At 46.2% G+C, this 12,050-nt stretch carries 8 protein-coding genes and 1 tRNA gene; 8 read left to right on the forward strand and 1 reads right to left on the reverse strand.

What is annotated here, in order from left to right:
• Positions 1-32: 32 nt before the first annotated feature.
• The 8 genes from rplK (at position 33) to I5M27_RS00285 (ending at position 11,896) form a co-directional block, all read left to right on the forward strand.
• Positions 33-476, forward strand: coding sequence for a 50S ribosomal protein L11 (gene rplK, locus I5M27_RS00250; protein WP_200504025.1), 444 nt, complete (start codon positions 33-35; stop codon positions 474-476).
• Between the two features lie 12 nt (positions 477-488).
• Entirely contained in the window at positions 489-1,178 is a 690-nt protein-coding gene (gene rplA, locus I5M27_RS00255; protein WP_200504026.1) for a 50S ribosomal protein L1, read from the forward strand.
• Between the two features lie 10 nt (positions 1,179-1,188).
• Positions 1,189-1,731 (forward strand): 50S ribosomal protein L10, encoded by a 543-nt coding sequence (gene rplJ, locus I5M27_RS00260; protein WP_200504027.1) that lies wholly within the window; start codon positions 1,189-1,191, stop codon positions 1,729-1,731.
• 43 nt (positions 1,732-1,774) lie between these two features.
• A complete protein-coding gene (gene rplL / locus I5M27_RS00265) occupies positions 1,775-2,155 on the forward strand; it encodes a 50S ribosomal protein L7/L12 (RefSeq protein WP_200504028.1) in 381 nt (126 codons plus the stop codon).
• A 293-nt stretch (positions 2,156-2,448) separates the two neighbouring features.
• The gene (gene rpoB / locus I5M27_RS00270) at positions 2,449-6,321 is read left to right on the forward strand and encodes a DNA-directed RNA polymerase subunit beta (protein WP_200504029.1); all 3,873 of its coding nucleotides are present in this window, start codon (positions 2,449-2,451) and stop codon (positions 6,319-6,321) included.
• A gap of 154 nt (positions 6,322-6,475) precedes the next feature.
• A complete protein-coding gene (rpoC, locus tag I5M27_RS00275; protein ID WP_200504030.1) occupies positions 6,476-10,789 on the forward strand; it encodes a DNA-directed RNA polymerase subunit beta' in 4,314 nt (1,437 codons plus the stop codon).
• A gap of 1 nt (position 10,790) precedes the next feature.
• Positions 10,791-11,111: a DUF3467 domain-containing protein gene (locus I5M27_RS00280; RefSeq protein WP_200504031.1), complete on the forward strand. Its 321-nt coding sequence runs from the start codon at positions 10,791-10,793 to the stop codon at positions 11,109-11,111.
• A gap of 182 nt (positions 11,112-11,293) precedes the next feature.
• A complete protein-coding gene (locus tag I5M27_RS00285; protein WP_200504032.1) occupies positions 11,294-11,896 on the forward strand; it encodes a hypothetical protein in 603 nt (200 codons plus the stop codon).
• Between the two features lie 72 nt (positions 11,897-11,968).
• Here I5M27_RS00285 and I5M27_RS00290 read toward each other — a convergent pair.
• A tRNA-Arg gene (locus I5M27_RS00290) sits at positions 11,969-12,040 on the reverse strand.
• Positions 12,041-12,050 lie beyond the last annotated feature (10 nt).

Raw genomic sequence — 12,050 nt, forward strand, 5'->3', positions numbered from 1 at the left:
GTGCTTTAGAAGAAAGCGCACAATTAAAAAAAATGGCAAAAGAAATCAAAGGTTATCTGAAGCTTCAGATAAAGGGAGGCGCTGCTAATCCAGCACCGCCGGTTGGACCTGCACTTGGCTCTAAAGGCTTAAACATCATGGAATTCTGCAAGCAGTTCAATGCGCGGACCCAGGATAAAGCTGGCCAGGTTTGTCCGGTATTAATCACCATGTATACCGATAAGTCATTCGACTTTGTGGTGAAAACTCCTCCTGCTCCCGTAATGATCATGGAAGCAGCAAAAATCAAAGGCGGTTCTAAAGAGCCTAACCGTAATAAGGTTGGTTCAATTACCTGGGATCAGGTAAAAGCAATTGCAGAAGTTAAAATGCCGGATCTTAACGCATTTAAACTGGAAGCTGCAATGCGTTTAGTTGCTGGTACTGCCAGAAGTATGGGTGTAACAGTTTCAGGAACTGCTCCTTGGAGTGAATAATCAGAGGTAGAAATGGCTAAAAATACAAAAAATCGCAAGGCAGCCCTGGCTAAAGTTGATCTGAACAAAGAATATTCTCTGGCAGAAGCAGCAGGCGTTGTAAAAGAAATCACCTTCACCAAATTTGATGCTTCAGTAGATATCGACGTTCGTTTAGGCGTTGACCCACGGAAAGCTGATCAGATGGTACGTGGTATTGTTACCTTGCCACACGGCACAGGTAAAGATGTTAAAGTATTGGTTCTTTGTACTCCGGATAAAGAACAGGAAGCAAAAGACGCAGGTGCTGATTTCGTAGGTCTGGACGATTATATCCAGAAGATCGAAAAAGGCTGGACCGATGTTGATGTGATCATCACCATGCCGTCAGTAATGGCAAAAGTAGGTCGTTTAGGCCGTATCTTAGGTCCACGTAACCTGATGCCAAACCCGAAATCCGGAACAGTTACTACTGAAGTTGGTAAAGCAGTTAAAGAAGTGAAAGCAGGTAAGATCGACTTTAAAGTTGACAAAACCGGTATCATTCACACCAGCATTGGTAAAGTATCTTTCTCTCCGGAAATGCTTGCAGCAAACGCTGCAGAAGTAATCCAGACCTTAACGAAGTTGAAGCCTTCATCGGCAAAAGGAACTTACATCAGAAGTGTAACCCTTTCCAGCACGATGAGCCCGGCAGTTACGATTGATAAAAATTCGATCTAAGGAGAAGACAATGACAAGAGAAGAAAAACACGCAATTGTACAGGAGTTAAGCGAAAAGTTCGCTGAGAACAGCTTCTTTTATATTACTGATGCCGGTGGAATGACAGTAGCTGGTATTAACCGCTTCCGTCGTCTTTGCTTCGACAAGGGTATGGAATTTAAAGTTTACAAGAACACCCTTATCCGTAAGGCCCTTGATACTTTAGGCTCAGATACTGCTGAAATGGACAACGCCCTGAAAGGTCAGTCCGGTATTTTGTTTTCCAAGGAAAGTGGCAGCGCTCCTGCCCGTTTACTGCAGGAGTTCTACAAAAAAGAAGGTTACGGTAAAAAAGCCATTGCAAAACCAGTTTTCAAAGGTGCTTACATCGACAGCGATCTGTTCGTAGGTTCCGAATACCTGGAAACCCTTTCGAAAATCAAATCGAAGCAGGAACTTATTGGCGAGATCATTGGTCTGTTACAGTCACCTGCGAAGAACGTTATTTCCGGTTTACAAGGCGGTGGCAACAAACTGGCTGGTATCCTGAAAACTTTATCCGAAAAAGAGTAATTAATTAAATTCAATCAATAAATAACTATTAAATTTTTATAAAATGGCAGATTTGAAAGCATTCGCAGAGCAGTTAGTAAATTTAACTGTTAAAGAGGTAAATGAACTAGCTACTATCCTGAAGGATGAATACGGTATTGAGCCTGCTGCTGCTGCTCCGGTAATGATGGCTGGCGGTGGTGCTGGTGCTGATGCTCCTGCAGCCGAAGAAAAAACTTCTTTCGACGTGATCCTGAAAACCGCTGGTGCTTCTAAATTAGCAGTAGTTAAGTTAGTAAAAGAACTTACTGGCTTAGGTCTGAAAGAAGCTAAAGAATTAGTTGATGGCGCTCCAAAAGAATTGAAAGCTGGTGTTGCTAAAGACGAAGCTGATTCTTTAAAGAAAGCTTTAGAAGAAGCTGGTGCTGAAGTAGAGGTAAAATAATTACCCTACCGTAACCATATTCACAGAATTAGACCTGGCAATTCGTCAGGTCTTTTCCTGTTTGTACCCGATTAACATTACTGAAAAGAATAACCGATTTGCCGACGGGCAAACGCGCTCCGGTTCGGAGGAGGGCAGGAAGACTTTTATAGGCTAAAACCATAGCGTTTTACCAGATCGTTTTTCCCGGTTAGTGAATCAGTAATTTCCGAATAGTTTGAGGTGCCAATTATTTGCCAGGCTCGAGACCGGCAAGAGAAAGAATTTAATTGCAACATTTAAATTTTTAACCATTGGCTAAAAACAGAACCGATGAGCGGATCAATTTCGCTTCCATCAAAAAGGTAATTGATTACCCTGACTTTTTAGATGTTCAGCTACAATCTTTTCAGGATTTCTTCCAGTTGGAAACTGCGGCCGAAAACCGTACCGACGAAGGTCTTTTTAAAGTATTTGCTGAAAACTTCCCTATTTCAGATTCCCGTGAAAACTTCGTCCTGGAGTTTATCGACTACCACATCGATCCGCCAAAGTATTCGGTAGACGAGTGTATCGACCGGGGTTTAACCTATTCCGTACCTTTAAAAGCCAAGCTTCGCCTCATCTGCAACGACGATGATAACGAGGACTTTGAAACGATCGAGCAGGAAGTGTTCCTGGGAAATATCCCATACATGACCGAAAAAGGCTCTTTCGTGATCAATGGTGCAGAACGTGTAATTGTATCGCAGCTGCACCGTTCACCAGGCGTGTTCTTTGCGCAAAGCAAGCACACCAACGGTACGAAATTGTACTCTGCCCGTATCATTCCTTTCAAAGGTTCCTGGATTGAGTTCGCAACCGACGTAAACAATGTGATGTATGCTTACATCGACCGTAAGAAGAAATTCCCGGTTACGACATTATTACGTGCTATTGGTTACGGAACAGATAAGGATATCTTAGACTTATTTGGTTTATCGGAAGAACTGAAAGCCGATAAGAAAACCCTTAAAAAAGCCGTGGGCCGCAAATTAGCTGCCCGGGTTCTGAGAACTTGGACGGAAGATTTCGTGGATGAAGATACCGGTGAGGTAGTTTCTATCGATCGTAACGAAGTGTTGCTGGAACGCGACATGGAAATTACGGAAGAAGATATCGATACCATCATCGATTCTGGTGTAAAAACGGTGATCGTTCACCGCGAAAACATTAACATCGCCGACTATACTATTATCTATAATACGCTTCAGAAAGACAACTCCAACTCGGAGCAGGAAGCCGTTGAGCAGATCTACCGTCAGCTTCGTAATACCGAGGCGCCAGACGTTGAAACTGCCCGCGATATTATCCAGAAGCTATTTTTCTCCGACAAACGTTACGATTTAGGTGATGTTGGTCGTTACAGAATCAACAAAAAATTAGGACTTGACAAGAACTGGGAAGCGAAAGTGCTTACCAATGAAGACATCGTCCTGATTGTGAAATACCTGATCGGTCTGATCAACTCCAAAGCTGTAGTGGATGATATTGACCTCTTAAGTAACCGTCGTGTTCGTACCGTAGGGGAGCAGCTTTACGCCCAGTTTGGGGTAGGTCTTGCCCGTATGGCGCGTACCATTAAGGAACGTATGAACGTTCGCGATAACGAAGAATTCAAACCAGTTGATTTGATCAACGCGCGTACGCTTTCTTCGGTTATCAACTCGTTCTTCGGTACCAACCAGTTATCACAGTTTATGGACCAGACCAACCCGCTGGCAGAGATCACGCACAAACGCCGTGTATCTGCATTAGGGCCCGGAGGTCTTTCCCGTGAGCGCGCAGGTTTCGAGGTTCGTGACGTTCACTACACCCACTACGGTCGCCTTTGTACGATTGAAACACCAGAAGGTCCGAACATCGGTCTGATTTCTTCCCTTTGCGTGCACGCCCGCGTGAACGGCATGGGTTTCATTGAAACGCCGTACCGTACCGTAACGGGTGGTAAAGTGGATCTGAACACGCCGGTTAAATATTTAACGGCTGAAGAAGAAGATACCCACCACATTGCCCAGGCGAATGCCCGCATCGATGATGCCGGTAATTTCTTAGCTGACCGTGTGAAAGGCCGTTTCGAAGGTGACTTCCCGGTTGAACCAGGTGAGACATATACTTACATGGACGTTGCGCCAAACCAGATCGTATCGGTGGCTGCTTCCATGATTCCTTTCTTAGAGCATGATGATGCGAACCGTGCCTTGATGGGCTCGAACATGCAGCGTCAGGCAGTGCCGTTATTAAAGCCACAGGCGCCAATTGTTGGTACCGGTCTGGAAGAACGCGCTGCTATTGACTCCCGCGCTTTGGTTGTTGCCGAAGGAACGGGTGAAATTGCTTATGTAGATGCTGATAAAATTGTAGTTCGTTACGACCTGACCGAAGATGACAAATTAGTTTCATTCGATGCCGAGTTAGTAACCTACGATCTGATCAAATTCCGTCGTACCAACCAGGATACCTGTATCAACTTAACGCCGATCGTGAAGAAAGGCGCGCGGGTTGAAAGAGGCCAGGCGCTATGCGAAGGTTATGCTACGAACCAGGGTGAACTTGCTTTGGGCCGTAACTTACAGGTGGCGTTCATGCCTTGGCAGGGTTACAACTTCGAGGATGCTATTGTAATCTCCGAGAAAGTTGTGCGCGACGACGTATTTACTTCTATCCACATTGAAGAGTTCGAGCTTGAAGTTCGGGAAACGAAACGTGGGGAAGAGGAATTAACCTCTGAGATCCCGAACGTTTCGGAAGAAGCAGTTCGTAACTTAGATGAAAATGGTATTATCCGGGAAGGTGCAGAAGTTCGCGAAGGCGATATCCTGATCGGTAAAATTACGCCTAAGGGTGAAACCGATCCGACCCCGGAAGAGAAATTACTCCGTGCCATTTTCGGTGATAAAGCCGGCGATGTGAAGGATGCCTCGCTTAAAGCGCCGCCATCCCTGCAGGGTGTGGTTATCGATACCAAGTTATTCAGCCGTCCTAAAAAAGACAAAAACCTGCGGGCCAAGTCTAAGAAAGAGGTTGAAGAACTAAAGTCGCATTACAACAACGAACTGCGCGCGGTAAAAGCGATCATGATCGAGAAGTTGGTTGCGTTATTAGATGGCAAAACGTCGCAGGGCGTGAAACACAAGTTCGGAGATGAGATCATGTCTAAAGGCGTGAAGTTCAACAAGAAGAACATTGTGGAGAACCTGTTCCCGGACAAAAACCCATACAAAGACGAAAGCAATTACGCCGTTCCGGAAGAGGTTACCTTGTTCAAAGACCTGATCCTGGAAAACTGGACCAACGACGAGCATACAAACAGCATGTTGCTGCAACTGGTGAAAAATTACACCAAGCGCCGTAACACGATCTCGGCCCGTTTCAAACGCGACCGTTTCACGCTGGAAGTTGGCGACGAGTTACCAGCCGGTATCGTACAGTTAGCCAAAGTTTATATTGCCAAGAAGCGTAAGCTGAAAGTAGGTGATAAAATGGCGGGTCGTCACGGTAACAAGGGTGTTGTTGCCCGTATCGTGCGCGAAGAAGACATGCCGTTCCTGGAAGATGGTACGCCAATGGACATCGTGCTTAACCCGCTTGGTGTACCTTCGCGTATGAACATCGGTCAGATCTACGAAACCGTATTAGGCTGGGCTGGTTTAAAACTGGGCCGCAAATACGCAACACCGATCTTCGATGGTGCTACGGAAGAGCAGGTTTCTGCTGAACTGGCAGAAGCAGGTTTACCGGTTTTCGGCCGTTCGTATTTGTTCGATGGTCTGAGTGGCGATCGCTTCGATCAGCCGGTAACCGTAGGGGTGATCTACATGCTGAAATTAGGACACTTAGTTGATGATAAAATGCACGCCCGTTCAATCGGACCGTACTCCCTTATCACGCAGCAGCCATTGGGTGGTAAAGCCCAGTTTGGTGGTCAGCGTTTTGGTGAGATGGAGGTTTGGGCGCTCGAGGCCTTCGGTGCTTCGAACGTGCTGCAGGAGATCTTAACGGTGAAATCGGATGACGTTATTGGCCGTGCCAAAGCATACGAAGCCATTGTAAAAGGCGACGTATTGCCGAAACCAAATATCCCGGAATCTTTCAACGTATTGATTCACGAGTTAAGAGGTTTAGCGTTAGAGATCACGTTAGATTAAGAACTCCTGAAAAAACGGTATGGTTTCGGGCCCTAAAAGTCAGAGAACATACAAACGTGGAAAAAATGGTATGCCGGAAGCGCTAAAAAGTGTGAGCCGGCATACTAAACCCACAGCATTAAGTGTTCATTCGTAAAATTTTCAAAACTGAAAAATGGCGTTTGCAAAAACCAAAAAATTAAATCAGGACTTCTCTAAAGTTACCATCAGCCTGGCCTCTCCGGAATCTATTCTGGAGCGTTCTAACGGTGAGGTAACCAAGCCGGAAACCATTAACTATCGTACGTACAAGCCTGAAATGGGCGGTCTGTTCTGCGAGCGTATCTTTGGTCCGGTTAAAGACTGGGAATGTCACTGCGGTAAATACAAAAGAATTCGTTACAAAGGCATTATCTGCGACCGTTGCGGCGTGGAAGTTACCGAGAAAAAAGTACGTCGTGAGCGTATGGGCCACATTGAGCTCGTAGTTCCGGTTGCCCACATCTGGTACTTCAAATCGCTTCCAAATAAGATCGGTTACTTATTAGGTTTACCTACCAAGAAACTGGACCAGATCATTTATTACGAGCGGTATGTAGTTATTCAACCAGGTATTTTGGCGGAAGATGGGGTGAATACCATGGACTTCCTGACCGAAGATGAATACCTGGATATGATCGACAAACTGCCACGCGAAAACCAGATGTTGGATAATAATGATCCGAACAAGTTTATCGCGCGTATGGGTGCCGATGCGTTGAACATGCTCTTAGAGCGCATCAACCTCGATGATCTGTCTTATGACCTGCGTTACTCTGCCGCCCACGAAACCTCCCAGCAACGTAAAGCCGATGCCTTAAAGCGTCTGCGCGTAGTTGAAGCGTTCCGTGATGCCGCAACCCGTATCGAAAACAAACCAGAGTGGATGATCATCCGCATGGTGCCGGTAATTCCACCGGAATTACGTCCGTTAGTTCCTTTGGATGGCGGCCGTTTCGCTACTTCCGATTTAAATGACCTGTATCGTCGCGTTATTATCCGTAATAACCGTCTGAAACGTCTGATCGAGATCAAAGCGCCGGAAGTAATTCTGCGTAATGAGAAGCGTATGTTACAGGAAGCTGTTGACTCTCTGTTCGACAACTCCCGTAAAGTAAACGCGGTTCGCGCCGAAGGTAACCGTGCCCTGAAATCCTTATCAGATATGCTGAAAGGTAAGCAAGGTCGTTTCCGTCAGAACTTATTAGGTAAGCGGGTTGACTACTCCGGTCGTTCGGTTATTGTGGTAGGTCCTGAATTGAAACTGCACGAATGCGGTCTGCCCAAGAACATGGCAGCAGAGCTTTTCAAACCATTCATCATTCGTAAACTGATCGAACGCGGTATCGTGAAAACGGTAAAATCTGCGAAGAAGATCGTTGACCGGAAAGATGCCGTGGTTTGGGATATTCTTGAAAACGTTCTGAAAGGTCACCCGGTTCTGTTGAACCGTGCTCCTACGCTCCACAGATTAGGTATTCAGGCTTTCCAGCCGCGCTTAATTGAAGGTAAAGCAATTCAGTTACACCCGTTAGTTTGTACGGCATTCAACGCTGACTTTGACGGTGACCAGATGGCGGTGCACGTTCCACTAGGACCTGCAGCAATTCTGGAAGCCTCTATGTTAATGCTGGCGTCGCACAACATCCTGAACCCTGCCAACGGTGCGCCAATTGCGGTACCATCGCAGGACATGGTTCTGGGTCTGTACTACGTAACCAAAGGCAAGCGTTCAACTGAAAATGAAACCATCCCGGGCGAAGGCATGACCTTCTACTCTCCGGAGGAAGTTATCATTGCGGTTAACGAGAAGAAAGTTTCGAAGCAGGCTTACATTAAAGTAAGAACCCACGACGTAGACGAGAACGGTAATTTCATTACCCGCGTAATCGAAACCGTGGCTGGCCGTGTGATTTTCAACGAGTTTGTGCCGAAGGAAGTTGGTTTCGTAGACGAATTGTTAACGAAAAAGAAACTGCAGCAGATCATTTCCCGCGTGTTCAAAGCAACGGGTATGGCGCGTACAGCACAATTCTTAGATGATATCAAAACCCTTGGTTTCCAGTCAGCTTTCAAAGGCGGTCTGTCAATGGGTCTTGGCGATATCGTAATTCCGAAAGAGAAAGACATCTTAGTTGAACAAGCTAAAAAAGACGTAGATGCTGTTTGGGCCAACTACTCGATGGGTCTTATCACCGATAACGAACGTTACAACCAGGTTATCGATATCTGGACGCGTATCAACAACCAGATCACGGAGACGCTGATGGGCCGCCTTGAAAAAGACGACCAGGGCTTCAACTCGATCTACATGATGATGCACTCCGGTGCCCGTGGTTCCAGAGAGCAGATCCGTCAGTTAGGCGGTATGCGGGGTCTGATGGCTAAGCCGCAGAAATCCCTGCAAGGTTCCGTAGGTGAAATTATCGAAAACCCGATCCTTTCTAACTTCAAGGAAGGTCTGGACGTAATCGAGTACTTCATTTCTACGCACGGTGCGCGTAAAGGTCTTGCTGATACGGCTTTGAAAACGGCAGATGCGGGTTACTTAACCCGTCGTCTGGTAGACGTTTCTCAGGACGTAATTGTAAACGAAACCGACTGCGGTACGCTGCGTGGTTTAGAGGTAAGCGCCCTGAAAGACAACGAAGATATCGTTGAATCATTATCGGAGCGTATCTTAGGCCGTGTAGGCGTGCATGATATTATCGATCCGTTAACCGATGAATTGATCCTGCAGGCTGGTGGTGAGATTACTGAAGAAGTAACTCGTCGCATTGAAGCAACTGCTATAGAAACCGTTGAAATTCGTTCGGTACTGACTTGTGAAACCAAGCGTGGTATCTGTGCGAAATGCTACGGCCGTAACTTGTCTTCTGGCCGCATGGTACAGAAAGGTGAAGCGGTTGGGGTAATTGCTGCCCAGTCTATTGGTGAACCAGGTACCCAGTTAACGCTCCGCACGTTCCACGTGGGTGGTACGGCATCTAACATTGCGGTAGATGCATCCATCCGGGCGAAATTTGCCGGGGTTATCGAATTCGAAGATGTTCGTACACTTGATACGCTCAACAACGAGGGCGATAAAGTAAAAGTGGTAATGGGTCGTTCCGGTGAGGTGAAGATCGTAGAACCAGGTACTAATAAAGTCCTGATCTCGAACCACGTGCCTTACGGTTCATTCTTACTGGTTGATGAAGGTCAGACAGTTGCCAAAGGTGACGAGATCAATAACTGGGATCCGTACAACGCGGTTATTCTTTCCGAGTTCGATGGTTCTATTCAGTACGATGCGATCATTGAGGGTATTACCTTCCGTGAAGAATCCGATGAGCAGACCGGTCACCGTGAAAAGGTTATTATCGAAACCAAAGATAAAACCCAGAACCCGTCTATCGTGGTTCAGGCGAAGAGCGGCGAACAGAAAGGTTACAACATTCCGGTAGGTGCACACATTGTGGTTGAAGACGGTGAGAAGATCAAAGCTGGTCAGATCCTCGTGAAAATTCCACGTGCCATTGGTAAAACCCGCGATATTACGGGTGGTCTGCCACGCGTTACCGAATTATTCGAAGCCCGTAACCCGTCTAACCCGGCGGTTGTTTCCGAAATCGATGGTGTGGTAACTTACGGTGGGGTGAAACGTGGTAACCGAGAGATCTTCATCGAATCGAAAGATGGGGTGAAGAAAAAATACATGGTTCCGCTTTCCAAGCACATCCTGGTTCAGGACAATGACTTCGTACGCGCTGGTATGCCATTATCCGATGGTGCTATCACGCCTTCCGACATCCTGAACATTCAGGGTCCGGGTGCAGTACAGGAATACCTGGTGAATGAAATTCAGGAAGTTTACCGTCTGCAGGGTGTGAAGATCAACGATAAGCACATTGAAGTGGTAGTTCGGCAGATGATGCAGAAAGTTGTGATCCTTGATGCTGGTGATACTTCGTTCCTGGAACACCAGGTGATCGATAAAGTGACTTTCATGGAAGAAAACGATATGATCATTGACATGAAAGTTGTGGAAGATGCCGGTGATTCAACGCAGCTGAAGCCAGGACAGATCGTAACGGCCCGCCGTTTACGCGACGAAAACTCCAGCTTACGCCGCCGCGACATGCGCCTGGTTACTGTTCGCGATGCTTCGCCTTCCGTTTCAAGACCAACGTTGCAAGGTATTACGCAGGCTTCATTGGGTACGCAAAGCTTTATCTCGGCTGCTTCCTTCCAGGAAACGACCAAGGTGTTGAGCGAAGCGGCTATCCGTGGCAAGGCCGACGAACTGTTAGGTTTGAAAGAGAACGTAATTGTTGGTCACCTCATTCCGGCTGGTACTGGTTTACGCGAGTACACCAAACTGATCGTAGGTTCGAAAGAAGAGTACGACAACCTGGTAGAATCGAAACGTCAGACAACCGCTCGTCAGAAAGAACTTCAGGAAAGATAAGATGGCAGAAAAACCAAAAGAGCAGCAAAACCAGATCAACATCGAGCTTTCGGAAGAAATTGCCGAAGGCGAGTTTGCCAACCTGGCCATGATCGCACATTCCAGCAGCGAATTTGTGATCGACTTTATTCGTCTGATGCCGGGCATTCCGAAAGCGAAAGTAAAATCGCGCATCGTAATTACCCCGGAGCACGCGAAACGCTTGCTCGCCGCGCTCAACGAAAACATTGAGCGTTACGAAGCCAGCTTTGGTGCCATCAAACAGACCCCGGAGTTTCCCAGTTTTCCAATGAACTTCAGCGGAACCATTGGCGAAGCTTAATTAAAAACGCTATCAATTTTACATACAAAAGTCCCGGTTGTTTCAGCCGGGACTTTTTTGTTTAAAACGCTATAACAATTGGCATATAAAGTCGTTTTTAAAATACCCCTCAATGAAGGTAAAATAACGCCGTTGCAATACTGAAGAATACTGGTTTTTCAAATCAACTTCAAGAAAAAAGTATGAAGATCTGGATCTTAATTTTCATAGCTTTTGCCGGCTATCTGAACCCGGTAGCAGGCCAATCAGAAAAGCCCGGCACGTACAAGCTGTCAAAAGGCGACCGTTTTTTAAATTTAGAATTCCAGGCTTCCCTAAAAAACCAGATAAAAGATACCTATTACAAAACAGGTAGCATGGGATTGGGTGGAGGTTATTATTTGCTGGATCGGGTAGCATTTAAAGCTACTTTTATGGGGCAACATTACGATGCTCTGGAGTTGGTAAACCCAACGCGGCAGAAATATGATGAAAAATACTTGCTAACACTTACCGGTAAAATGAGATATAATTTCGTGGAAATAAGAAACCTCGGAAACATCTTCATGCAATCGGGGTACAGCCAGGGGAAATTTACAGAAAGTAAAAAGATTGCGGTACAACGCTGGGAGATCATGGCAATAGGCGTCCAAACCGTATATACTAAAAAATCAGGCGGCCATATTATAGGTTTTGAGGCTGGTGGCGGAATTGAAAAAGGAAATCTGAATAAGAAAGCAACGTTTTTTGCTTTCAACGGAATCAATTATTATTTCCAAAAGCCTGAAAAAACGCTAGGGTTTTGAACCTAAAAACTGCACCCAGCTAAAACTAAAAAGCCCTTCTGTTTGCGCAGAAGGGCTTTTTAGTTTTAGTAGTGGCCGCGTCAGGAATCGAACCTGAATCAAAAGCTTCGGAAACTTCCATACTATCCGTTGTACTACGCGGCCGTAATTTTAT

Origin of the sequence: Adhaeribacter terrigena (assembly GCF_016623615.1) — a bacterium.
GTDB classification, from domain to species: Bacteria; Bacteroidota; Bacteroidia; order Cytophagales; family Hymenobacteraceae; genus Adhaeribacter_A; species Adhaeribacter_A terrigena.

Coding starts and splice junctions, on each gene's coding strand:
- I5M27_RS00285 (WP_200504032.1), top strand. CDS start 11,294: ATGAAGATCTGGATCTTAATTTTCATAGCTTTTGCCGGCTATCTGAAC.
- I5M27_RS00280 (WP_200504031.1), top strand. CDS start 10,791: ATGGCAGAAAAACCAAAAGAGCAGCAAAACCAGATCAACATCGAGCTT.
- rplJ (WP_200504027.1), top strand. CDS start 1,189: ATGACAAGAGAAGAAAAACACGCAATTGTACAGGAGTTAAGCGAAAAG.
- rpoC (WP_200504030.1), top strand. CDS start 6,476: ATGGCGTTTGCAAAAACCAAAAAATTAAATCAGGACTTCTCTAAAGTT.
- rplK (WP_200504025.1), top strand. CDS start 33: ATGGCAAAAGAAATCAAAGGTTATCTGAAGCTTCAGATAAAGGGAGGC.
- rplL (WP_200504028.1), top strand. CDS start 1,775: ATGGCAGATTTGAAAGCATTCGCAGAGCAGTTAGTAAATTTAACTGTT.
- rplA (WP_200504026.1), top strand. CDS start 489: ATGGCTAAAAATACAAAAAATCGCAAGGCAGCCCTGGCTAAAGTTGAT.